General features: G+C 53.2%; 21 protein-coding genes. 16 read left to right on the top strand and 5 right to left on the bottom strand.

What is annotated here, in order from left to right; all coding sequences use genetic code 11:
• Window positions 1-4: 4 nt before the first annotated feature.
• Window positions 5-436: an Lrp/AsnC family transcriptional regulator gene (locus tag M1D70_RS23260; protein ID WP_009590993.1), complete on the bottom strand. Its 432-nt coding sequence runs from the start codon at window positions 434-436 to the stop codon at window positions 5-7.
• A 125-nt stretch (window positions 437-561) separates the two neighbouring features.
• On the opposite strand from M1D70_RS23260, the gene M1D70_RS23255 reads away from it, so the two are divergent.
• From M1D70_RS23255 to M1D70_RS23220, 8 genes are all read left to right on the top strand, one after another.
• A complete protein-coding gene (locus M1D70_RS23255) occupies window positions 562-1,320 on the top strand; it encodes an MBL fold metallo-hydrolase (RefSeq protein WP_456288083.1) in 759 nt (252 codons plus the stop codon).
• A gap of 274 nt (window positions 1,321-1,594) precedes the next feature.
• Window positions 1,595-2,488: a helix-turn-helix transcriptional regulator gene (locus tag M1D70_RS23250; RefSeq protein WP_456288082.1), complete on the top strand. Its 894-nt coding sequence runs from the start codon at window positions 1,595-1,597 to the stop codon at window positions 2,486-2,488.
• A gap of 50 nt (window positions 2,489-2,538) precedes the next feature.
• A complete protein-coding gene (locus M1D70_RS23245) occupies window positions 2,539-3,357 on the top strand; it encodes an NAD(P)H-binding protein (RefSeq protein ID WP_456288081.1) in 819 nt (272 codons plus the stop codon).
• 62 nt (window positions 3,358-3,419) lie between these two features.
• A complete protein-coding gene (locus M1D70_RS23240) occupies window positions 3,420-4,370 on the top strand; it encodes an ATP-binding cassette domain-containing protein (protein WP_456288080.1) in 951 nt (316 codons plus the stop codon).
• Window positions 4,367-5,200: an ABC transporter permease gene (locus M1D70_RS23235; RefSeq protein WP_456288079.1), complete on the top strand. Its 834-nt coding sequence runs from the start codon at window positions 4,367-4,369 to the stop codon at window positions 5,198-5,200. Before M1D70_RS23240 ends, M1D70_RS23235 begins: the two co-directional genes overlap by 4 nt.
• A 201-nt stretch (window positions 5,201-5,401) precedes the next feature.
• Entirely contained in the window at window positions 5,402-7,468 is a 2,067-nt protein-coding gene (locus M1D70_RS23230; RefSeq protein WP_456288078.1) for a HelD family protein, read from the top strand.
• Between the two features lie 263 nt (window positions 7,469-7,731).
• Window positions 7,732-9,507, top strand: coding sequence for an ABC transporter ATP-binding protein (locus M1D70_RS23225; RefSeq protein WP_009591000.1), 1,776 nt, complete (start codon window positions 7,732-7,734; stop codon window positions 9,505-9,507).
• Window positions 9,491-11,344, top strand: a complete 1,854-nt coding sequence (locus tag M1D70_RS23220; RefSeq protein ID WP_456288077.1) for an ABC transporter ATP-binding protein — start codon at window positions 9,491-9,493, stop codon at window positions 11,342-11,344. Before M1D70_RS23225 ends, M1D70_RS23220 begins: the two co-directional genes overlap by 17 nt.
• Window positions 11,345-11,423: 79 nt before the next feature.
• Here the strand turns inward: M1D70_RS23220 and M1D70_RS23215 are convergent, their stop codons facing one another.
• Window positions 11,424-12,293 (bottom strand): LysR family transcriptional regulator, encoded by an 870-nt coding sequence (locus M1D70_RS23215; protein ID WP_009590997.1) that lies wholly within the window; start codon window positions 12,291-12,293, stop codon window positions 11,424-11,426.
• 142 nt (window positions 12,294-12,435) lie between these two features.
• Here M1D70_RS23215 and M1D70_RS23210 point away from each other — a divergent pair, with 142 nt between their 5' ends.
• Both M1D70_RS23210 and M1D70_RS23205 read left to right on the top strand, forming a co-directional pair.
• On the top strand, window positions 12,436-13,092 hold the full coding sequence (locus M1D70_RS23210) for an ankyrin repeat domain-containing protein (RefSeq protein WP_456290488.1): 657 nt from the start codon (window positions 12,436-12,438) through the stop codon (window positions 13,090-13,092).
• 49 nt (window positions 13,093-13,141) lie between these two features.
• On the top strand, window positions 13,142-14,368 hold the full coding sequence (locus tag M1D70_RS23205; RefSeq protein WP_456288076.1) for an amidohydrolase: 1,227 nt from the start codon (window positions 13,142-13,144) through the stop codon (window positions 14,366-14,368).
• 82 nt (window positions 14,369-14,450) lie between these two features.
• Here M1D70_RS23205 and M1D70_RS23200 read toward each other — a convergent pair whose 3' ends face one another.
• Window positions 14,451-15,137, bottom strand: coding sequence for a G1 family glutamic endopeptidase (locus tag M1D70_RS23200; protein ID WP_456288075.1), 687 nt, complete (start codon window positions 15,135-15,137; stop codon window positions 14,451-14,453).
• Window positions 15,138-15,258: 121 nt separating this feature from the next.
• Window positions 15,259-15,744 carry an anthrone oxygenase family protein gene (locus tag M1D70_RS23195; protein WP_456288074.1) on the bottom strand — a complete coding sequence of 162 codons (486 nt, stop codon included), beginning with the start codon at window positions 15,742-15,744 and terminating at the stop codon, window positions 15,259-15,261.
• A 282-nt stretch (window positions 15,745-16,026) separates the two neighbouring features.
• On the opposite strand from M1D70_RS23195, the gene M1D70_RS23190 reads away from it, so the two are divergent.
• The 3 genes from M1D70_RS23190 (at window position 16,027) to M1D70_RS23180 (ending at window position 19,266) form a co-directional block, all read left to right on the top strand.
• A complete protein-coding gene (locus M1D70_RS23190; protein ID WP_009591030.1) occupies window positions 16,027-17,427 on the top strand; it encodes an ABC transporter substrate-binding protein in 1,401 nt (466 codons plus the stop codon).
• Window positions 17,428-17,525: 98 nt separating this feature from the next.
• Window positions 17,526-18,416 (top strand): carbohydrate ABC transporter permease, encoded by an 891-nt coding sequence (locus M1D70_RS23185; protein WP_009591023.1) that lies wholly within the window; start codon window positions 17,526-17,528, stop codon window positions 18,414-18,416.
• A gap of 16 nt (window positions 18,417-18,432) precedes the next feature.
• Window positions 18,433-19,266, top strand: a complete 834-nt coding sequence (locus M1D70_RS23180; RefSeq protein ID WP_009591022.1) for a carbohydrate ABC transporter permease — start codon at window positions 18,433-18,435, stop codon at window positions 19,264-19,266.
• Between the two features lie 119 nt (window positions 19,267-19,385).
• Here the strand turns inward: M1D70_RS23180 and M1D70_RS23175 are convergent, their stop codons facing one another.
• Window positions 19,386-20,309 carry an AraC family transcriptional regulator N-terminal domain-containing protein gene (locus M1D70_RS23175; RefSeq protein ID WP_456288073.1) on the bottom strand — a complete coding sequence of 308 codons (924 nt, stop codon included), beginning with the start codon at window positions 20,307-20,309 and terminating at the stop codon, window positions 19,386-19,388.
• 197 nt (window positions 20,310-20,506) lie between these two features.
• On the opposite strand from M1D70_RS23175, the gene M1D70_RS23170 reads away from it, so the two are divergent.
• The 3 genes from M1D70_RS23170 (at window position 20,507) to M1D70_RS23160 (ending at window position 22,683) form a co-directional block, all read left to right on the top strand.
• The gene (locus M1D70_RS23170) at window positions 20,507-20,770 is read left to right on the top strand and encodes an Atu4866 domain-containing protein (protein ID WP_009591033.1); all 264 of its coding nucleotides are present in this window, start codon (window positions 20,507-20,509) and stop codon (window positions 20,768-20,770) included.
• A 70-nt stretch (window positions 20,771-20,840) separates the two neighbouring features.
• Complete coding sequence (locus tag M1D70_RS23165) at window positions 20,841-21,581, top strand: SDR family oxidoreductase (RefSeq protein ID WP_456288072.1); 741 nt, start codon at window positions 20,841-20,843, stop codon at window positions 21,579-21,581.
• Between the two features lie 301 nt (window positions 21,582-21,882).
• On the top strand, window positions 21,883-22,683 hold the full coding sequence (locus M1D70_RS23160) for a TetR/AcrR family transcriptional regulator (protein WP_456290487.1): 801 nt from the start codon (window positions 21,883-21,885) through the stop codon (window positions 22,681-22,683).
• The last annotated feature ends 19 nt before the right edge of the window (window positions 22,684-22,702 follow it).

The following is a 22,702-nucleotide window of genomic DNA, read 5'->3' as shown; positions in this document are numbered from 1 at the left end:
CTATTTATTTCACCTGATCAATGGACAGGCTGACTTTATAATTCCCGTACTTCAGAAGCTCTTCCAGAAAATCGTTCAATTCCTTGGGCGAGCCCGCCCGTACCCTGAGCCAATAACAGCCCTCACCGCTGACGCGGTGGGTTTCGGCGACCATGTCGTGCGACTGAATAAAGGACAGGAAGGGAGAATGAGCCGTATTTAGCGCCAAGAACATGGTGACAAAAGCGTGTACGGTCAGACCGATTTTGTCCGGATTCCAACGAAGCGTAAAGCCTTCGATGACACCCAGATCCTGCAGCTTGCGAACGCGGGCCCCGACGGCTTGTCCCGTCAAATGCACCCGCTGTCCGATCGCTTTGTGAGACAGGCTTGCATCCTCGAGCAGGTGCTGCAATATGCGAAGATCGACTTCGTCGAATTCATGAGCGCTTGGCATGCGAAATTTCCTTTCACGATGAAAGTGAGTTCCCCTAATTCCTTTCACGAAGCCGTAGGCAGGAATTATAGCGTTATCTATAATGGGGTCAGAACCATATTAAATGAAACAAAGGGGAAATGAAAGTGAAACTTCAGCTTATACGTAATGCTACGTTAAGGATACAGTACGCCCATCTTGAACTGCTGGTCGATCCGATGTTGAGCCAGGCCAAGGCGAACCCGCCGGTCATCAACTCCGCGAACGACAGACGGAATCCGCTTGTCCCGCTGCCGTTCTCCATGGCTGACAAGCTCCGTCCGAACGCGGTTCTGGTCACACACCTGCATCCGGATCACTGGGATCAAGCCGCGATCGACGCACTGCCGAAGTCAACGCCGATCCTGTGTCAACCGGGGGACGAGGATACCTTGGCTTCGCAGGGCTTTACGTCCGTGACGGCCATCCAGGAAAGCCTGGAACATGATGGGGTTACGATCATCCGAACCGGTGGTCATCATGGCACAGGTGAGATCGGTCAGATGATGGGACAGGTATCCGGTTTTATTTTGAAAGCAGAAGGACACCCGACGCTGTATATCGCGGGCGATACCATCTGGTGCGATGAAGTGAAAGAAGCACTCGATGTTCACAAGCCCGATATGACGGTTGTCAATGCCGGGGGCGCTCGGTTTATCACGGGGGACCCGATCATCATGAATGAGGACGATGTGATCGAACTGTTGCGTTATGCTCCTTATACGAGGGCGGTTGCGGTCCATATGGAAGCCATCAACCACTGCCTAGTGACAAGAGAAGCGCTGTCCGGTCGTCTGGCAGCTGAAGGCCTTGGCTCGCGAATCGAAATTCCGCAGGATGGCCAATGGGTCGAGTGGAAAGCGTAAACCTACAACACGCAGCCGCTCGCGATAGCACCGGGAAAAGCTTGCTGCCTTCCGATGGCTTCAGCAGCAGTGAGACCGTCTGAATATGATATAATCTATGCCGAAAGCTCCGTATCACGGAGCTTTTTTGTTGTCCTGCCTAAATTACTTATCATAAAAAAAATCCCTATTTCAACGGAAACGTTATTTAATCCTGACATGCTAGATGTCAGGATTTATGGTTTAACATTCGATTCAGAAGTCAAAAAGGACGAAAACGCAAGGAGTGTAAACGATGAAGCTGGACCGGCTGCTTGGCATTACGATGGAGTTGTTGACCAAAAAAAGAGTGACCGCCACGGCGCTGGCGGCCCGGTATGAGGTTTCCGTCCGCACGATTTACCGCGATGTGGACATCATCAACCAAGCCGGCATTCCGATCGCTTCCTACCCCGGTGCGGATGGCGGGTTTGAACTAATGAGCGGGTTCTACCTGACGAGGCAGCACTTCTCCGTGGATGACTTTTTGGCTATCTATAATCTCTTAAAGGGCATCGAGGGGACTGTGCAGGGGAGATATACAGCGATCATGAATAAGCTCGGAACCCTGCAGCCTGCCTTGTTGAACGGAGGATGTCATGAACAAATCATAATCGAGATGAGCGCGTCGAAACATGAGCGGGCATGGGTCAGGCAAATGTTGAAAGCCATTGAAGGCTCGAACCTGATAACCCTTCATTATACCAGCGCATCCGGCACCCGCTCAGAGCGGCAAGTGGAGCCGCTGCAGCTGTACTGGGAACAAGGCGTCTGGTATTTGGAGGCTTACTGCTTGTTCCAACAGGCAAAGCGAATTTTCAGGGTATCTCGCATATCCAGTCTTGAAGTATCCGAGAACACATTCCTCCGAAGAGGGGGACTGGAGCGGGAGGAGCAAGAGGAAGTGCAGGGAATTGAGGCGCATCTTCGTTTCGATCCGTCCGCCGGTCCGCGGGTGATCGAGCAGTTTCCGGATGCATGGGCCTCCAGCGAGGGATGCTTGGACGTCCAAACCATCTTTTACACCAAAGCCTACGCGATTTCGGTGATCTTAAGCTACGGTGCCAAGGTGGAGATCGTCTCGCCGCCGGAACTGAAGGAAGATCTGCTGAAAGAGCTGGAGGACATACGGAAACGTTACGAGCTATGACGCAACAAATATACCCCTACCTTTAATCAACGCACAAGGAGGATTTCCATATGACCATTTTGATAACAGGCGCTACCGGAACGGTTGGAAAACACATCGTGCAGCAGCTTGTTCTGCAAGGAAACGAAGTGAGAGCGATCTCACGCAATCCGCAGCAGGCGAAAGTGCCCGAGGGCGTTCAGATGTTTGCCGGCAATCTCAATGACCCGGATAGTCTGATCCCCGCCCTGCAAGGCGTGACGGCGATGCATCTGATCATTTCCAGCGATGAGGCTTGCGGAACCCTTCAGACGGATCCGCGGATTATCGAGCTGGCCGAGAAGGCGGGCGTAAAGCGGGTAACGGTATTGGTGGGCTATGAAGAGGGTCCAGTCGAAGCGGCCCTTCGAAACAGCGGAATGGAATGGACCCTGCTCAAGCCAGGCGAATTTATGGCGAATATTCTGGCCGATTGGCAGGAATCGATCCGAATTGAGGGAGTCGTCCGCGAGCCGTTCGGCCATGCGTTGAGCGCGAGAATCCATGAAGCCGATATCGCTCGCGTGGCCGTTGCCGCACTTCTGGAGGAAGGTCACCATGGCCAAGAATATTTCCTTACGGGACCGGAGGCCATCTCGCGAACGGAAGCAGTTCGGATCATAAGCGAGGTAACCGGCAAGGAGATCCGTTTTGTCGAACTGACCGAGGAACAGGCGAGAGAGCAATGGAGAGAGCAGGGCTACGACGAAGAGTCGATTGAGTTTTTTGTGCAAATGGGGAAAAATCCGCCTGAGATCGGTTATACGGTACTGCCGACGGTGGAGGAGGTCACGGGGCGGCCGGCAGCCACGCTTGCCGATTGGGTCCGTGATCATCTGGACGATTTTTAAGAGATGGCCTTCTTAAGATGATGGAGACCGCGATGATAAAGGAAGAGAAGGGAATGTGATACTTGTCTTACGCCATTGAAACGAAAGGGCTTCGTAAATCCTATAACGGAACGGAGGTCGTTCGAGGCATCGATCTGCGAGTCGAACAAGGAGAGCTCTTTGCCTTGTTAGGTCCGAACGGCGCCGGAAAAACAACCACCATCCATATGTTAACCACCTTGATTCAGCCGGATGGCGGGTACGCCAGCGTAGCCGGATTTGATATTGTGGGCAATGCCCGGAACGTTCGGAGAAGTATTAGCCTGACAGGCCAGTTTGCGGCACTGGATGAAGGACTCTCCGGTCTTCAGAATTTAAAGCTGATCTCCAGGCTTTACGGTCATTCGGCAAAAGCGGCCCGGTCCGTAAGCGAGGAGCTGATCGAAGCCTTCGGTCTCAGCGAAGCGAAGGATCGCGCGGTTCAGCATTACTCCGGCGGGATGCGGAGGCGGCTGGATATTGCCGCCAGTATCGTTACCGAGCCCGATGTTATTTTTCTGGATGAGCCGACGACGGGACTGGACCCGCAAAGCCGTGTTCAAGTTTGGGATGTTGTAAGGTCGCTCTTGAAACGGGGGACCACGGTGCTGCTCACAACCCAATACTTGGAGGAAGCTGATCAGCTGGCGGACCGGATTGCCGTGATGGATAAGGGGAATTTGATAGCGGAAGGGACGCCCCGGCAATTGAAGGCTTCGATTGGCGACAGGACGTTAACCGTCCAATTCAACGAGCAGGCCGATCGGGATAAACTGGGTACGTGGTTATACGAGGCGCATGCCTTGACCTTATTGCAGGACGATCATCCGTTGGTACATAAGATCCCGGTGAAGGATGCGTTTGCAGCCTATCAGGTCATCCATTCGCTGATGGAGAACGGGTTCGCCATTGACTATTTTGCCTTAAGCGAGCCGAGTCTGGATGAGGTCTTTCTGTCACTGACCGACGCAAAGTCGAAAGGAGGCGCTCCATGAGTGCAAGCCAGCATACAGCGAATAAGGACGGCTTGCCGACGGTTCGGCGAGCGGTCATCGTTCCTCCCTCTATCCTGACGTCGATCCGAATCTTTATGTGGAGGACCTGGCAGCATACCAAGCATAACGGGTTTGGTCTGGTGATGGATGCGGTTCTGTCGCCGGTTCTGCTGCTGCTCATCTTCAGTTACCTGTTCGGCGGTGCCATGGCCGGGTCAACCGGGGCTTATATTCAATTCCTCTTGCCCGGCATCCTGATCCTGACGGTCGTTCCCATGACCGTGTACAGCGGAACCACGATATGCTCGGATATTACCAAAGGGGTGTACAATCGTTTCCGAACGCTGCCCTTCTGGCAGCCCGCATCCGTGATTGGCTCCATCCTTACGGATGGGCTGCGTTATGCGGCCGGCGTTATTGCTGCCCTCGGTACGGGCGTGGCGCTGGGTTTCCGTCCCGAAGGCAGCGCCGTTCAGGTCTTATGCGCCATAGCCTACATCCTGTTGTTTGCCTTTAGCGTCAGCTGGATATTTGCGCTGGTCGGCGTCGTGGCCAAACGGCCGGAGACGGTGTCGGGGTCCAGCATGATCGCGATATATCCGCTGCTGTTCGCCAGCAGCATTCTGGTGGATTCGTCGACGATGCCGAAATGGACAGCGACCCTTATTGATCTGAATCCCGTCAGTATGGCGGCTACCACCGTCAGGGCGCTGATGAGCGGTACGGCAGGAACGGCCGAGATCATGACCGGAATCGGAGTCTGCGTGCTGTTTATGGGGATATTTGCCCCGCTTACGCTGTATCTCTACCAGACGAAAAAAGAGCGGTAACCAGCACAAAAAAACCAGGCCTGCATGAGCATGCAGCCTGGTTTTTATCTATGGTACGTCATTTGCAGTTTATGTCAATCGTATCGCTATTTTTGGACCCACGATAAATACACAATACTACAACGGAAAGTATAAGTCTATATTTTTTTTGGGAAACCCCTATACTTAGAGCTATTCTTTAGCAAAGAGGGGGAAATCGGAGTGCTGAATCCAAGCGAAAACGCAGAGCGGGAATATCTTGCATTGGTATTAAAGGAGCTTCAACGGGCATCGGAGGAATTAGAGGGGAAGGTGTCCGATTCGTATAAGGATATCATTGAAGCCAAGAAATACCTGTGGGTCAACATGGCCCAATTGGATGCGGCGGAGCGTGCGGCCAACCGGGTTGATATTTCTTTGTCGATCGATACCGGAGAGAAACAGGCGGCCAGGCTGCAGAGGATGCGCAAGCTGCTTGCCTCGCCTTATTTTGGCAGGGTGGATTTCCGTACGAACGAACCGAAGGAAGAAGAAGGCGCCTATTATATCGGCATCCATTCGTTCACGAACCCGGAGAGTCAGGAGCATCTCATCTATGATTGGCGCTCGCCGGTAGCCAGCCTGTTTTATGATTACAATGCCGGTCCTGCGTCTTATGAAGCGCCCATGGGGAGGCTGCAGGGCGAAATTACCGTCAAAAGGCAGTATAAAATCAAAGACGGCCAAATGGAATATATGATCGAGAGCTCCATGAACATCAATGACGACGTGCTGCAGAAGGAGCTCAGCAGCAACTCGGACGAGAAGATGAAGAATATCGTGGCTACCATCCAGCAGGAGCAAAATGCCATCATCCGAAACGAAACCGCGCATGAGCTGATCATACAGGGGGCAGCAGGCTCGGGCAAAACCTCGGTGGCCCTGCACAGGGTGGCCTTTCTCCTGTATCGCCATAAGGAAACCTTGACTTCCAGCAACGTGCTGATCATATCCCCCCATAAAGTGTTCTCCGATTATATATCGAGCGTGCTGCCGGAGCTTGGCGAAGAGAAAATCATGGAGGTCACGATGGAGGAGCTTGCTGCCAAAGAGCTCCGAGGATTATGCCGGTTCCAGACCTTCTCCGAACAGGTGGACGAAATCGTACACGCCCATGACGAGCAGGCCATCGAACGGATCCGGTACAAGGCCGGTTTGGATTTTGTGTTTGAGCTGGATGCTTATATGGAATATGGTGATCAGCAGTTTTTCCAGCCAACGGATATTCAGATGAAGGGGTTGTTCATACCGGCCTCGGAGGTCATGGATAAATACCTTGGAACCATGAGTTTGCCGGTCAGGCAGCGATTAGAGAAGACCGCCTCGGTCCTGTCGAACCAGGCCCGTACGGAGGACGGCCTGAGGCTGACTTCGGCGGAAGCTAATACTGTCAAAGCCGCGATCCGAAAAATGTTCAAATATCAAAATGCGTTAAGCCTGTACAAGGCATTCTTCTCGTACAGGAACCAACCGGACATGTTCATCATGAAAAACAGGAAAACGATTGAATACGCTGACGTTTTTCCGCTGATTTACCTCAAGATGCATCTGGAGGGGAGTTCCCCCTACGATAGGGTAAAGCATCTGCTGGTCGATGAAATGCAGGATTATACTCCGATTCAGTATGCCGTCATCTCCAAATGGTTTGCTTGCAAAAAAACGATTCTCGGCGACAGCAACCAATCGGTCAACGTGTATACTTCAACCTCGCTGCCCGATATCCAGCGCGTGTTTCCTCAAGCCGATACGATCGAGCTGGTAAAAAGCTATCGTTCCACGCTGGAAATCATGAAGCTTGCAAAGCGGATCCATCCGCGCAGCACCATGATTCCCGTGGAGCGGCATGGTGAAGAACCGCTGCTGATCCGGTGTCATGATGCGGAGCAGGAGCTGGCGTTCATCCAAGATCTCACCCGAGACTTTCCGAATTCCGGGATGCAGACGATGGGGATCATATGCAAAACGTCATCGCAAGCCCGGCAGGTGTACGAGTCGGTCAGGGGGTTAACGGACAACGTGAGCCTGCTCGATTTTAGCAGCGACCGCTTTCAGGAGGGAATCACGATTACCTTCGCCCATATGGCCAAAGGGCTGGAATTCGACCAGGTTATCGTTCCTTTTGCGGGCACCGCAAACTATCGTACCGAGATGGATCGAAGTTTTCTATATATTTCCTGTACCCGGGCCATGCATAAGCTGCTGCTGACCTATTCCGGCGAACCCGCGGCGTGGTTGGCCGGCTCGGCGTAAACCGGATCAGGACCGTGCCATGCGTCAGAATATACGTTATCCAGAGCCGCGGCCCATGTGCGCGGCTTTTTCTTTAGATTATTGGACTCAAATGACCTTGATTGACGTTATGTCTAAATTTAAATAAAACATCAGGCGGTTTAGGAAGGAGGACTCCTTTATATCTAGAAACTATTAATATGGGAGCATCACAGCAAACGTATGGAAGGAGGAACGTAACGGACTGAATAATCCAATAACAGGACAGGAAGTGATATGGGACATTGGACTCTCATCGAATACTTGGAGACTTTTTCAGGAAGACGTGGCCATTTTATGTATTGTCGATTTGTTGTCACTTGGTAGCCAATATCATCCACGTGAATTTCCCGAGGGTGCTGGGCAATTTCACGGATGAATTGAAGGATGGTTTATTGTCGGTCGGCGGTGTTGTGCAGTACAGCTGGACGCTGCTGGGTATCGGCGTCGGCTTTGCCGTCATCGGCGGGATCGGCCAGTTTCTGGTCATGTACACGGGACGTTATTTCGAATTTATGAATCGGCGCCGCCTGTTTGTCCATTTTACGGGGCTCAGCGAGCGGTTTTATTCCAAGAACGGCGTCGGCAAGCTGCTAAGTTATTTCATGAACGACGTGACGACGGTAAGGGAAGCGATCTCGATGGGGATCAATCAGACGGCAAACGCCTCGATCCTGCTGGTCTCCACGATTGTCATGCTGCTGATAACGAATGTTCCGCTGTATCTGGTGGCCGCAAGCATCGTTCCTTTGCTGCTGATACCGATCATCGTCGTCTGGCTCGGGCCGATCATCAGGAGAAGATCGCTCCAGGTTCAGGAAGCGCTCGGCGTGATGACGGAGTCGGCGGAGGAGCAGTTTGGCGGGATTCGCGTCACGAAGAAGTTTGCGGTGGAAGAGACGATGAAACGGCGCTTCGGGGCGACGGTGGACAGTATTCGGGACAAGCAGCTGCGGCTGGTGCGCGTGTCGTCGCTCTTTCAATCGATCATTCCGTTTCTAGGCGCATCCTCCCTTATTATCGCCCTCTCATTCGGCGGTTACTTAACGATCATGGGACGCATCTCGGTCGGTAACTTTGTCGCATTGACGCTTTACATTCGCATGCTGATGAACCCGCTGCAGCAGATCGGGAATGTCATTAATGTTGTCCAGAGAGCGAGGGCCTCGCTTGACCGCTTGAACGATCTGCTTGATAAGCAGGCCGACATTAAGGAACTGCCTGGCGCCAAGAAGCTGAATCTGGAGTATCCAGGCATTGAGGTGCGGGATTTATCTTTTTCCTACGATGCTTTGGACGGCCATGAGGGAGGTTCCAGGCAGGTGCTGCGCGGCATTCGGCTGAGCGTTCCGCCCGGCGCGACGCTGGGCATCATCGGCCGTACGGGAAGCGGCAAAACCACGCTGATGAAGCTGCTGCTGCGCACCTACGACCCGCCTCCGGGGAAGGTGCTGATCGGCGGCGAGGACATTCGGAAGCTTACATTAAAAAGCCTCCGCGAAGGAATCGCTTACGTTCCCCAGGACGGCTTCCTGTTCAGCTCGACCATCCGCGAGAATATTGCCTTCTATAAAAGGGACACGAAACCGACCGTCGTTGAGGAAGCGGCACGAAAGGCACGGGTGTATGACAACATTGCGGAGTTTCCGGACAAGTTCGAGACCCGCTTAGGGGAGCGCGGCATTACCCTTTCTGGCGGACAGCGGCAGCGGACAAGCCTGGCGCGGGGAATCATCAAGGATGCGCCCGTCCTCATTCTGGATGACAGCGTAAGCGCCGTCGATGCGGTGACGGAGACGGAAATCATGGAGACGATTCGCGACATCCGGGAGGGGAAGACCACGATCATCATTGCCCACCGGATTAGTGCATTGAAGTTTGCCGATGAGATCATCGTCCTGGATCAGGGAGAGATTGTCCAGCGGGGTACGCATGAAGAACTGCTGTCTACGGACGGGCTGTACCGGACGCTGCATGACATTCAGGAAGAGGGGATGAAGCATCATGGCACAGGCCATTAACAATTGGCAGCTGGATCAGAAGGCGGATTTGAACGCCCCTCAGTCCAAGCCAAAGTATATTTCCACGTTCCGGGCTTTGTCGGGTTATATGAAGGAACACCGGCTGACCTTTGCCGGGTTTATCGGCTGCACCTTGATTGCCATCTCGGCAGAGCTGCTGCAGCCGTACCTGATGAAAATCGCGATCGACGATAATCTGATGGTCGGCAAGAACGATTACCGGAGCCTGATGATCATCTGCGGCATCTATTTTTCGTTATCGCTGCTCAGCATGATGTTTACCTATCTGCAAAATAATTTGCTGCAAAAAGCGGGGCAGAGCATTGTGGCGAGCATTCGCAAACGGCTGTTTGCCCATATCTCGAGGCTGTCGATGTCGTATTTCGACAAGGTGCCGAGCGGCAGCTTGATTACGCATGTATCCAGCGATACCGAAGCGATCAACCAGTTTTTTAACCAGGTGCTGCTCAGCCTGTTTCGTGACGGCTTCACGCTGATCTTCATCCTGGTGATGATGTTCCAGCTGGACGTCACGCTGACCTTATACTGCCTCATCCTGCTGCCGATCATTGCAGGGATCGCGATTGCGTTCCGGCGGTATATGCGCCACACCTACCAGATGGCGAGAACGCGGTTATCCCGACTGGTGGCTTTCGTGGCGGAGAATCTCTCAGGCATGAACCTGATCCAAGTGTTCCATCAGCAGAAGGAGCAGGAGAAGCAGTTCGAGGAGCGGAATGACTCTTATTTCAAAGCCAACATCCGGGAGATCCGGACCAATGTGCTGTTTAACCGCTCCTACGAAATATTGAACAACCTGGCGATTGCGTTCGTGACGTGGCTCGGCGGGCAAGCCGTTCTGGGGACGACGCTGGAGTTCGGCGTGCTGTATGCTTTTATTACGTATATCCGTTTATTCTTCCAGCCGATCAATACGATCACCCAGCAGTGGAATACGCTGCAATCGGCGACGGTGGCGATTAACCGGATATGGAGCCTGCTCGCGATTCAGCCTGAGGTTACGGATCTACGCAAGCCGGCGGCAATGGAGAAGGCGAAGGTTCAGGGCCGCGTCGACTTTGACCGGGTCACGTTCGGTTACGAAGGCGGGGCTCCGGTCATTCAGGATTTGGATCTTCATATCCAACCCGGGGAAATGATCGGGATCGTCGGAACCACCGGCGCGGGAAAAAGCTCGCTCATTAGCCTGCTGTGCCGTTTCTACGACGTGAACGAAGGGAGCATTCGGATTGACGGGATCGACATCCGAGAGCTGGCACAGTCCGATCTGCATCGGATCGTGGGCCTTGTGCAGCAGGAGCCCTATCTCTACTCCGGAACGGTGCTGGACAATGTGCGGCTGTTCGATGAGGACATATCCAGGGAGCGGGTGATCGAGGCTTGCCGCTTTATCGGTGCGGATTCAATCATCAGGAGGATGAAGGAAGGATATGACACCCGGCTGTCGGAGCGGGGCAGCGGCTTGTCCGCCGGCGAGCGGCAGCTGATCTCCTTCGCGCGAATCATCGTGTTCCAGCCCAAAATTCTCATTCTGGACGAAGCGACCGCCAACCTGGATTCGCACACGGAGCAGCTCATCCAGAATGCGCTGCAGCTCGTTGCCGAGGGGCGGACGACCCTTGTCATTGCCCACCGCTTATCCACCATCATGGGGGCGGACCGAATCCTGGTCATGAGCAGAGGCCGAATCGTGGAGCAAGGAACCCATGAGGAACTGCTGGATTCCCATGGGTATTACGAAGAGCTGTATCTTCACTCCCAAGGACAGAAGCAGGAGCGGGAGGGGGTCGCAGGCTCGTTGTATCGCACGAAATAAACGGCGACTTATTCGAGGACGGAGCTTCATTAGCTCTGTCCTCTTTTTGCTGCTTGGACATCCGATGAGGTTCGCAAATCTATAAGGTGCTAGCCAACAGGTCAATGAAGTTCAGCGCCGTTCTGGAGACATGGTGATCCTTCAGCCAGATTAAGGCCGTGGAGGCCGCAGCCGGGGTGTCCTTGATTTTGAAGGCATGCACCGCTGCGGGCAGCTGCTGTTTGATCAGGGTCTCGGGAACGATCGCCACGCCGAACCCCGAAGAGACCAAGCGCAGCAGCAGCGAAATGTCGGAGCATTCGGCTACGATGTTCGGCTGCAGCTTCTGCTCCGAGAAAGCCATCTGGATCGTATAATACACGCCCAGCCCTTCCGTGCTTGGCAGAATAAGCGGATGCTGCGTGATATAGGGGAGGGTCGTCTCCTGTTCGATGGATGGCTCCGAGGTGAGCATGTAAAAGGGCTCCGTCTGCAGATGAAGGATCGAGAAATCGTCCAATTCAAGGGGCAGGCGTACGATCGCTACTTCGAGCGACCGGTTTCGCACGAGCTCACAGAGCTGATACGACTCGTTTTGCTGGATTTTATACGAGACTTGGGGATATTTTACCCTGAACTCATGGAGCCATGACGGCAGCTCTACCGAAGACAGGGTATTGATACCAAGGCTCAGCGTTCCTTTATCTCCGTTCCCGACCTCTTTCACTTCGGCTTTAGCCTCTTCCATGAGCTGGGTCATTTGGAGCGCGTATTTGTACAGCGCTTTCCCCGATTCGGTGATCTCCAGCCGCTTTCCTCTTCGATATACCAAGACCGACCCGAGTTCTTCCTCCATGGCTTTCAGCTGCTGACTGAGCGGCGGCTGGGATATATGAAGCCGGTTGGCGGCCAGCGAGATGGTGCCTTCCTCCACGATGGCAATAAAATAGCGGAGCTGCCTGATATCCATATGCTTATGCAAACCTCCTTGTATATGAAAAACCTTCATAAATTCAATTTTTTAAGTATTTTTCATATGGTTCTGTCTCATGGTAGCATACCCATATATACGATAGAAAGAGGGGGAGTATCGGGTGCTGCGTATAACAGCTATGCTATTGATCCTTTTCCTGTCGGCCTGTCAACCAAATTCGGAGAAACACGAGGTGAAGAAGGATATGGATCGTCAACTCATTGAATCCGCCGAGCAAGGGAATACGGAGCAAGTGCGACAGCTTCTTCAATCCGGCGCTAACATCGATGCGACGGATGACCAGGGAAGAACGGCCGTGATGGCGGCAACCTACCGCAATCATGTCGATACGGTAGACGCCTTGATCCAGGCTGGCGCCGATATCAATATTCGGGATCATCAACTGAATAATGTGTTTTTGTATGCCGGCGCTGAAGGCATGCTGGACATCCTGAGGCTGGCCATTGATGCCGATGCGGATGTGACGCTCACGAACCGTTTTGGCGGTACGGCTCTCATTCCGGCCTCCGACCGCGGTCATGTGGAGATTGTGCGGGAGCTCCTGACCCGGACCAGCGTCGATGTGAACCATATTAATAATTTGAACTGGACCGCGCTGCTGGAGGCTGTCATTCTCGGTGACGGCAGCGAGAACTATCAGCGTATCGTGAAGCTGCTGCTGGATCATGGGGCAGACCCTGAGCTTCCGGACGGGAACGGCGTAACTCCCCTGCAGCACGCCCGGGAGCGGGGATATCAAGAAATCGAACGCATCTTAATGGAGGCTGCGAACTAAGGGGCATCGAAAAGAAGGCGGATATAAGCGAGAAGGGGATGAAGGTTATATGAACGAACAAAGCAAGGCATACTGGCTGCTGCATGTCCGGCTGGAAACGGGTTACCGCTACGAGGAGGATGTCGTGACCGGAACCGAAACGGGACTTTTCCATGTGAAGATAGAGAATGGGGCTTTTTCTGAGATTCGTCCCGAGGAGGCTTTGCCGGATACGCTGCTGCCAACATGGGATGTGAAGGGGAATCTGATGCTACCTTCTTTTAGAGATATGCATATCCACCTGGACAAAACCTATTATGGAGGCCCATGGAAGGCACCGCTTCGTCCGGCTCACGGAATTTTCAGCCGGATCGAGGAGGAAGAGAGGCTGCTTCCCGAGCTTCTTCCCACCGCCAAGGAGCGAGCGGAGGGACTGCTGGATCTGCTGCTGCGTTACGGTTCTACCCACTTCCGCTCCCACTGCAATGTGGATCCCGTCGTCGGTCTGAAAAATTTGGAAGCCACCTTGCAGGCGGCTGAAGGATATAAGGAAAAAGCATTTGTGGAGATCGTTGCCTTTCCTCAGCACGGCTTGCTTCGCAGCCAGTCCGTATCCCTGGTCAGGGAAGCGCTCCGGAACGGAGCCGCGCTGGTAGGCGGGCTGGATCCCACGACGGTGGACGAGGATATGGAGAAATCGCTGAACACCGTGATGGAGCTGGCGGTGGAAGCCAACGCCGGCATAGACCTGCACCTGCATGAGTCGTCCCAGATCGGATTGAATGCCTTTAAACGGATAGCTGATCTTACGGAAGAGGCGGGTTGGAACGGAAGAGTCACGCTCAGCCATGCCCTCGCTTTCGCGGACGTCTCACCAAGCGAGGTGGATGAAGTGGCGATTCGGTTAGCGGACTTGGGTATTTCCATCACCTCCTCCGTACCGCTTGGCCGAACCATCCCGATCCCGCAGCTGCACCGCCGCGGCGTGAACATCTCGCTTGGGCAAGACAGCATTATGGACCATTGGTCCCCGTTCGGCAAAGGGGATAATCTGGACAAGGCGGGCACGCTGGCCGAACGCTTCCATATGAGCGATGAGCGTTCGCTCGGACAGGCCCTAGGGTTTATTACGGGAGGCGTGACGCCGCTAGACCAGGACGGCCGTTATGCGTGGCCAAACGTCGGGGATACGGCGGATGCGGTGATTGTGGAAGCCAGCTGCTCCGCGGAAGCCGTTGCCAGGCGGTCCCGCCGCCATGCCGTGCTGTTCAAGGGAAACCCGGTTTACGGAATATGATAAAGGGGCAGCCGCTGCATGCCGGACATTTCCGGCGTGCAGCGGCTGTTGTTGGTTGATGGGCATTAAGGCGCCAGGCCCCTTATTGATGAACGCCTTTGACAACGAAACCGTCTCCCGCCCGGTTCGGATTGGAGGGAATGGAGGTAACGGTTGAATTCTGAAGCATAATGCCCCCATCATCCACCGTGAGTTTGGGGCGTTTCCCATTGACGCGGCAGCAGGAGAAGACAACGGGGGACAAACGTGCCATCGTGGCAAGCGCCCCATTGATTTGCGGCGCTTCGACGATCCATTCCGCCGAGGTCTGCGGACCGCCGTACCGCTGCAATGTTCGAAAGGTCCAGTCCCGGGATACGTTGCGAAGGCAGATCAGCCAGTTTGACCCGCTGCACTTGATGATGCTGGCATGCATGCGGTCACCCGGCTGAATGGGCAGCGGAATGATCGTAACCGAGGCGGGGAGAATCTCCCACCAAGCATAATAATAAGCCTTGCCGTCTATCCAATCATGACCCGTTCCGGTCTGTATCAAATTGCTGTTGCTGAATCCGTCAATGCCGATCCAGGCCGAGGAGTAGGACGCCCCGCGGCTTGGCCGAACAAACGGCACATTCCATTTGGCGGAGACCCGTTTGAAAGCCCCTTTTTTTCCAGTGATAGCGTATCCGCTCCAATTGCTTGATATCCATCCGATGTTACGACGCGGCTTGGCTGAAGAGTCAAGTTGGCATGTGTGATTCCACTGACCTATCGTGGAAATCCCCATAATCTCCACCGCCTTTACTAGATTGATAGTATATCTAATGAAGAATCGGTAGAGTTGGTATGGGTTATGTGTTAGAAAGTTTGAACGGCGGCTTTTGAATCTAGTTTTCAGGTTAATAGTCTTAAGGGATATGCCGTAAGGCAAAAACAAACAGGATCATGGCCCCTATGGAGGTGACCGTCCGTACATGGTTCCAGGCCGTCCATTTACTTAGGTAGGCACTCCAGACCTCGCTTCCTGCGCTGCTCGCAGGATCAACGGCAGCCAGCGCGTCATTGAGCGGGACATTGAAGGCCATCGTTACGATGAATCCCGTCAGATACAGCAGACCGGCGGCCAGCAAGTAGACGGATCCCGGTTCTCCCCAGCGGAGGACGGATAGGACCGCAAGAACGATACTGGTTAGGGCGGTACCTGTAAACAGTGCACCGAACGTGGGGTTGAGTATGGTTGCATTGATGGACTGCATGGCGTTAATCCCCTGTTCGTTCGGAATCCGCGATAAAGCGGTCATCATGAAGGATGAGAAGGCGAAGAACAGGCCGGCTATAAGACCCGAGCCTGTCACTGAAAATAGAGCCAGCAAAAAAATCAAGCGATCACTCATGGGTAGGTTACCTCCAGTTTTAGCTGTGTTTCTGACATTTGATTCCATATATATCCACTTTATAATTGTTTGTACATACAAATATATTAGCGTTTTCGTCAAAAGTAAAGACCTAAAATTGAAGGTATGAAGATATAGAGGGATCTGTATACTTGTTTTTACTATATATGGTAATTAGCATATATACGCTATTTACTAAATAGAGTTGAATATACGCTCTCGTAAGCGTATCCAAAATTTGGATCATATATTCAATGTGTTCAGCCAAAAGGAGGGATCCGTATGAAGTCAGGCAAGAGGGGGATTTGGCTAGTAACGACGGCTTTATTAAGCGTTTCTTTGTTATTCGGTTGTACCGGTGGCAAGGGAACGCCGGCCGATACCGGCGATCCGGAGCCGGGAAAGGACGGAGAGACGGCCAAGAAAATCATTACCGTTACGTTTCGGGATGACGGGATCGGCGAGAACGGAGCGTTCTATAAATGGCTTAAGGAAGTGTCGGCCAGTTACCCTGACAAAAGCGTAGAGATTAAGCCGACACCGATTCAGGCATCGGAAGGCGATTATTTTGCCAAGGTGGCCCTGGCGCTGAAATCCAAAGATACGGCGCCCGATATCGTGACGGAAGATACCTTCATCTTGAACTCGGATGCCAGCGCCGGCTATTTGGAGCCGCTCGATGATAAATTGGCGGGATGGGAAGACTGGGGCAACGGCTCCTTCATCGAAGCGATGAAGAAGGGGGTCACTGCCAGCGATGGCAAGGTATATGGCGTGCCGTACAACACGGATTCCAGGGGCCTTTGGTATAACAAGGATATTTTCAAACAAGCGGGTCTTCCGGAGGATTGGCAGCCTAAGAATTGGGAGGAGGTCTTAAACGCTGCGCGAACGATCAAGGAGAAGGCGCCTGACGTTGTACCGATCTGGATGAACATGGGCAAGGCTACAGGCGAAGCAACCTCCATGCAAACCTACGAGATGCTGCTCTACGGAACGGGTGAAAGGCTGTATGACGATGCCAGCAGCAAATGGATTACGAAAAGCCAGGGCATTCTGGACGCGCTGACTTTTGTGGAAACGGTCAACAAAGAGAAGCTGGGACCGCCGCTCTCCAAAGTATTGAACGGCCAGGCAGGCAACACGGCTTCCCGCGAATACCTGCCGCAGGGCAAACTGGCGATTTCGCTGGACGGTTCCTGGATCACGGGCAACTATATGGAAACAGGCGCGGCGCCATGGCCTGAATACAAAGACGTGCTCGGCTTTGCGCCGATGCCGACCAGCCAAGGGCAGGAGCCCGGCTCGATCACGCTGGCCGGAGGCTGGGCGCTGTCGATTCCAAGCAATTCCAAGAACAAAGACGAGGCATGGGAATTTATCAAGTTTGCGCTCGGCAAGGAAAATACCCAGAAGCTCGTCATGTCCTCCGGCAATATTACGGTGCGTGCCGATGTTGCCAAGGATCCGGAATATACGAAAATGCCGTTTAACGAAATCGCGACCGAATACCTGCAGAACGCAGAGTTCAGACCGGCACAGGAGAAGTATCCGGAAGTGTCGACGCAGATCCAGACGATGGTGGAATCCGTAGCAACGGGAACGTCGCCTGCGGATGCCATGAATAAATATGCGCAGGATGTTACCCGCATTGTTGGTGCGGATCATATCGTGGAGAAATAACCTGCTATAAGCAAAACCGGCTTGCTCAAGCGCTCCCGTCATCGCGGAGACTTGGGCAAGCGGTTTTTCAGATCATCAGTATGGAAGGAGAACCACACATGAGCAGTCTGTCCGTGGACGTTTACCCGAAACGAAGAAAAACGTATACCTGGCTCTTTTTTTTGCTGCCTTCAATCGCGATTATGCTCGTGTTTTTTATATATCCCATCCTGTTAACATTCTTCTATTCCTTCACCAATTTGGCCTTGACCGGGGAAGCGGCGAGGGAGCTCAAATTTATCGGCCTCGACAACTATACCCGGATGTTCCAGGATCCCACGGTTCGGATCAGTATCTGGAACACGCTGGTTTTTCTTATCGGTTCGGCGGTGATCGGGCAGCAGGTGCTGGGATTTCTGATTGCGCTGCTGATGAAGCAGAGGAACAAGACGTTTCGGCGAGTGATTGGAACGATTGTGCTTGCGGGCTGGGTAACGCCCGAGATCGTGTGCGCCCTTTGTCTGTACAGCTTCTTCGGGGATGAAGGCACGCTGAATGCGATTATCACATTTTTCGGATTTTCGGAAGTGACCTGGTTGTTTACCGTACCGATGCTGACGATCATTCTTGCGAATATTTGGCACGGCACGGCCTTCTCGATGCTGGTATTTCAAGCCGCGCTGGATGACGTGCCAAACGAAATCGAGGAAGCGGCGGTAGTGGATGGAGCCTCGAAGTGGAAAATTTTCACGCGCATCATCATCCCTTACATCAAAAGCACCATTACCACGAATATGATGCTGGTTACTTTGCAGACGCTCGGGGTGTTCGGGCTCATCTATGCGATGACCGGAGGCGGTCCGGGCAACTCCACGACGACCCTGCCGATCTTTATGTACAATCAGGCGTTTGTGAACTATCAATTAGGCTATGGAACCGCTATTTCGCTGCTGCTGCTGTTGATCGGGATTGTGTTAAGCCTCCTGTATATCAGGTCGATGAAAGAGTAACCAGGGGTGAAATCATATGAATGCCAAACAACGTAAATTAGTCTATCGAATTCTGCCGTATGCGATCCTTGCGGGGATCGGCATTTGCTTCGTGCTGCCGCTGCTCTGGGTGCTTGTGGCTTCCGTCGATCCGAATGCAATGCAATCCCTCAAAGTGCCCAGCAAGATTACCGGCGCCAATTACGTAGAGGTGATTACCAGCAGCGAGAACCAGCGCGCTTATCTGATCGGCCTGGTGATGTCGCTTGGCCAAGCCGTATTGGTCGTCCTGCTGGCGCTGCTAGCGGCTTACCCGTTATCCCGTTATCAGATGAAATATAAGAAGCCCTTCATGCTGACCATTCTGTTCATGACCTCGCTGCCGATTACGGCCGTTATGGTCCCTGTCTACCAGCTGTTCCTGGGATTAAAGCTGTATGACAACATTTTTGGCGTCATCTTGTTCTATGTAGCGTCGTCCATGCCGTACGGGATATGGATGATGAAGAATTTCATGGATTCCGTGCCGAGCGATCTGGAGGAAGCCGCCTGGGTGGACGGGGCCTCGGTGTTTACGGGGATCCGCAAGGTGGTGGCGCCGCTGATGGTCCCGGGGATATGCACGGTGGCCATCTTTACGTTCTCGGGCAGCTGGGGTAATTTTTTCGTTCCGTATATCTTGCTGCAATCGCCCGAGAAGTTCCCGGCTTCCCTGAAGCTGTACCAGTTCTTCGGTCAGTACGGCATGGTCGACTACGGCAGCCTGGCGGCCTTCTCGGTGCTGTACGCCATCCCGGCGATCATCATGTATATTCTATCCCAGCAGTTTATGTCCAAGGGCTTCGGGCTGCAGGGCGGAACGAAAGGATAGGCATGCGAAAAAAAAGGCAGGGTGGCTTGATGCCCGACATAAAAAACGGCAGAAATGCCGTTTTTTTTGTGTTTAACTGGCGAATTCCTTCCGTTTCGCTGTTCGTTTCCCGATCGGGTTCAGGTTCCGTGTGTGCCGAAATCCAATGAGTCGCGAAGACGTTTGATATCCCGGATCGGAGGCAATCCGAACATGCGGGCATATTCCCTGTTGAACTGGGTGGGGCTCTCATAGCCGACCTGAAATCCGGCATCGGCCGCCGCGGAGGTTTCCGAGAGCAGGAGACGCCTGGCCTCTTGCAGTCGGATTTGCTTTTGATACTGAAGCGGGCTCATCGCGGTGATTTCCTTGAAGTGATGATGAAGCGAAGAAGGGCTCATATTGACGGCCGCGGACAGTTTGGCGATGTGCAAGGGCTGATTATAATCACGCTCGATCAACTGGGCAGCCGCCGCGATACGCTGCGCATGACTGCCGCTGACGGCAAACTGCTTCAGGGATTGCCCTTGCTCGGCTTGAAGGATTCGATAAAGAATTTCCTTTGTGAAGAGGGGGGCCAGGACGGGAATATCCTCCGGCGTATCCAGAAGGCGCACGAGGCGGACGACGGCATCCAGCAGCGCTTGATTCATCGGGCTGACAAACAGGGCTTTTGGGGAGCCGGATTTCTTGGGAGGGGTCTCTTGGCCGGATTTGATTAGCTCGAAAATCTGAAGCTTGTCAAAGTCCAGCCGGAGACACAGATAAGGCCGCTCCGGCGCCGCCTGGATAACTTGGCCGGATATGGGCAGCTGCAGCGAGACGACAAGATAGCTGGACGGGTCGTAAACATAGCATTCTTGTGCCAGCATGATTAATTTACGCCCTTGGACCACGATGCATAGCGCGGGTTCATGAATCGTGTGGACCAATTCCGTCTCGCTGGATGCCCGTATAAAATGTAGAGCGGGTATCGGCGTACCATATGTACCGTCCATGCCCGTGTATTTTTCTATGTATCCTGCAAGTTCGTTCTGCAGATGGCTTCCTTCATGGTTGTACATTCAGGGTCGTTTTCCTCCTCCGATAGAATATGGTTCAATCTTAATCAATCGTGCAGGAATAGGCAAGAATCATGGTGGATTCGGCTACCGGATGAATGCGGTATGAACGCATAATAGAACTATCCTCAATGGTTAAAGGCGGGCAGCTATAAATGAAACTCAAGAGGATTAGATAAGAACGAAGAGGAGGGGATGGAATGAATACAGCTCTTGATGCGAATGGGTCGAAGCATCCCTATGCAGGCATGTGGGTTACGAAGGACGGATATATCCGCCACGAGCTGCTCCCGAACGGGCGTTACGATGAAGCAAGAGGACTGCGGCAAAGCGCCTATCAAGGCCGCTATTTCATGGAAGGCGATCACATCGAATATGTGGATGATACCGGGTTCACGGCCGACGGCGATTTTCGGGACGGCGTTCTCTATCATGCCGGAATGGTATTGTATCGGGAAATTTAACGTTATGTCATGGCAAGCATGCGGAATTGGTTTCGAAATACAGGATTAGGATCAGGAGGAGCGTTGTTGCATGTCTAGCGTAAAAGGAAAAGTCGTGGCCATTACAGGCGCGAGCAGCGGGATCGGCGAAGCGGCGGCCCGGCTGCTCGCTCAGCATGGCGCACATGTGGTGCTCGGGGCGAGAAGAACGGACAGGCTGGAGACGCTGGCTGCTGCATTGAATAGGGAAGGCGGCTCAGCCGTTTACCAATCGCTGAATGTCGTTCATATGGATCAGATGGAATCCTTCATCGACTTGGCGGTGAGCCGATTCGGGCGGGTGGATGTCATCCTCAACAATGCAGGCATCATGCCTCTATCTCCCTTGGAAGCCTTGAAGGTGGACGAATGGAACCGGATGATCGACGTGAACGTCCGCGGCGTCCTGCACGGCATAGCGGCAGGGCTGCCGGTGATGCAGAAGCAGGGCTTTGGTCAATTTATCAATATCGCTTCGATCGGTGCGTATGAGGTATCGCCTACCGCTGCCGTTTATTGTGCCACCAAGCATGCCGTTCGCGCAATCTCGGAGGGCCTGCGCCAGGAGGTCGGCAGCAGCGGTATCCGGGTTACGCAAATATCGCCGGGCGTAACGGAGTCGGAGCTGGCCGACGGCATTTCCGATGGTACGGCCAGACAAGTCATGAAGGAGTATCGAAGAATATCGATCCCGGCGATATCGATTGCGCAAGCGATTGTGTATGCCATCGAGCAGCCGCCGGAAGTCGATGTGAATGAAATCATCATTAGGCCAACTGCATCAGGGAGCTAACGAATCAGCTGTTGAGTTCAATCTCAACAGCTTTTTTTGTTGGAAGGATTTGTTATACATTTTATCAAGAGGTGTTGGGACTGGATATGATCATGGATCACGACTGGATCACCAGTTATGGCTCGCAGGAGAAGATGAGCATTCAGATCAGCTTTCCTTCCGAGGGGGGGCGAAGCCGGCAGCTCTCTGCAAAGACTCTGATTCGCCCTCTATACCTATGGATGATGAGATATGTTATACTGTTTATAATATAAACAATTATTTAATATCAGATGCAAGGATGCAGAAAGGAAACATGATCATGTCTAACGATGAGACGATAGATCCGGATATTGGATCTAAACTGCCCAGAGGGGCGGCTCTTAGCTGGGGATTGGTAAAGCCGCCGCAGCGGGGACCGAAACGGGAGATGAGCCTTTCGCAGATTGTGGAGACGGCCATCGACATCGCCGATAAAGAAGGGCTTTCAGCTGTCTCCATGAATCGAATTGCGTCCACTTTGGGTTTTACCGCCATGTCGCTGTACAGGTACATATCCAGCAAGGACGACCTTTTGGTGCTGATGCAGAACGCCGCGTGCGATATTCCCATTCCGCCGGAAGATTCTGCTGACTGGCGCGAGAATATGCGGGTCTACGTCAAATTGACGATGCAGGTATTCCGGAATCACCCGTGGTTCGGAGACATTCCAATTACGGGTATTCCCATTACGCCGAACAATCTGCGATTTATCGATTGGGGTCTGCGGTTCATGAAGGATCTCCCGCTGAATGATTATGAGCGGATGTCTTTGATACTCTTGTTAAGCAATTACGCTAGATCAAGCGGCATGATGCAGCGGGATATGGACCGCGCCATACAGGCAGGCTCCACCCCGGAACAGTTTAGTGGACTTGATTATACGGCAGCGCTGAAACAGCTTATGAAGCCGGATCGGTTTCCGTTCCTGTACCCGGTAGTGATGTCGGGGGTCTATACGGAAGACAGCGAGGAAGTGAATCCGATAGGCAATGACATTGATTTCGGGTTAGAACGCATTTTGGATGGCATCGAGCAATATTTTCAAGCCAAGAAACAACAGGAACCCTCGGACAAGCCATGATGTCGGCCAAGTTACGGGT

This window comes from Paenibacillus sp. AK002, assembly GCF_053903045.1.
This window is presented reverse-complemented; position numbering and strand designations above follow the sequence as displayed.

What these genes read in the sequence shown, in the direction of transcription:
- M1D70_RS23260 (WP_009590993.1), bottom strand. Translation starts at nt 436, where the DNA reads ATGCCAAGCGCTCATGAATTCGACGAAGTCGATCTTCGCATATTGCAG.
- M1D70_RS23250 (WP_456288082.1), top strand. Translation starts at nt 1,595, where the DNA reads ATGAAGCTGGACCGGCTGCTTGGCATTACGATGGAGTTGTTGACCAAA.
- M1D70_RS23245 (WP_456288081.1), top strand. Translation starts at nt 2,539, where the DNA reads ATGACCATTTTGATAACAGGCGCTACCGGAACGGTTGGAAAACACATC.
- M1D70_RS23235 (WP_456288079.1), top strand. Translation starts at nt 4,367, where the DNA reads ATGAGTGCAAGCCAGCATACAGCGAATAAGGACGGCTTGCCGACGGTT.
- M1D70_RS23220 (WP_456288077.1), top strand. Translation starts at nt 9,491, where the DNA reads ATGGCACAGGCCATTAACAATTGGCAGCTGGATCAGAAGGCGGATTTG.
- M1D70_RS23215 (WP_009590997.1), bottom strand. Translation starts at nt 12,293, where the DNA reads ATGGATATCAGGCAGCTCCGCTATTTTATTGCCATCGTGGAGGAAGGC.
- M1D70_RS23210 (WP_456290488.1), top strand. Translation starts at nt 12,436, where the DNA reads ATGCTATTGATCCTTTTCCTGTCGGCCTGTCAACCAAATTCGGAGAAA.
- M1D70_RS23205 (WP_456288076.1), top strand. Translation starts at nt 13,142, where the DNA reads ATGAACGAACAAAGCAAGGCATACTGGCTGCTGCATGTCCGGCTGGAA.
- M1D70_RS23200 (WP_456288075.1), bottom strand. Translation starts at nt 15,137, where the DNA reads ATGGGGATTTCCACGATAGGTCAGTGGAATCACACATGCCAACTTGAC.
- M1D70_RS23195 (WP_456288074.1), bottom strand. Translation starts at nt 15,744, where the DNA reads ATGAGTGATCGCTTGATTTTTTTGCTGGCTCTATTTTCAGTGACAGGC.
- M1D70_RS23190 (WP_009591030.1), top strand. Translation starts at nt 16,027, where the DNA reads ATGAAGTCAGGCAAGAGGGGGATTTGGCTAGTAACGACGGCTTTATTA.
- M1D70_RS23185 (WP_009591023.1), top strand. Translation starts at nt 17,526, where the DNA reads ATGAGCAGTCTGTCCGTGGACGTTTACCCGAAACGAAGAAAAACGTAT.
- M1D70_RS23180 (WP_009591022.1), top strand. Translation starts at nt 18,433, where the DNA reads ATGAATGCCAAACAACGTAAATTAGTCTATCGAATTCTGCCGTATGCG.
- M1D70_RS23175 (WP_456288073.1), bottom strand. Translation starts at nt 20,309, where the DNA reads ATGTACAACCATGAAGGAAGCCATCTGCAGAACGAACTTGCAGGATAC.
- M1D70_RS23170 (WP_009591033.1), top strand. Translation starts at nt 20,507, where the DNA reads ATGAATACAGCTCTTGATGCGAATGGGTCGAAGCATCCCTATGCAGGC.
- M1D70_RS23165 (WP_456288072.1), top strand. Translation starts at nt 20,841, where the DNA reads ATGTCTAGCGTAAAAGGAAAAGTCGTGGCCATTACAGGCGCGAGCAGC.
- M1D70_RS23160 (WP_456290487.1), top strand. Translation starts at nt 21,883, where the DNA reads ATGTCTAACGATGAGACGATAGATCCGGATATTGGATCTAAACTGCCC.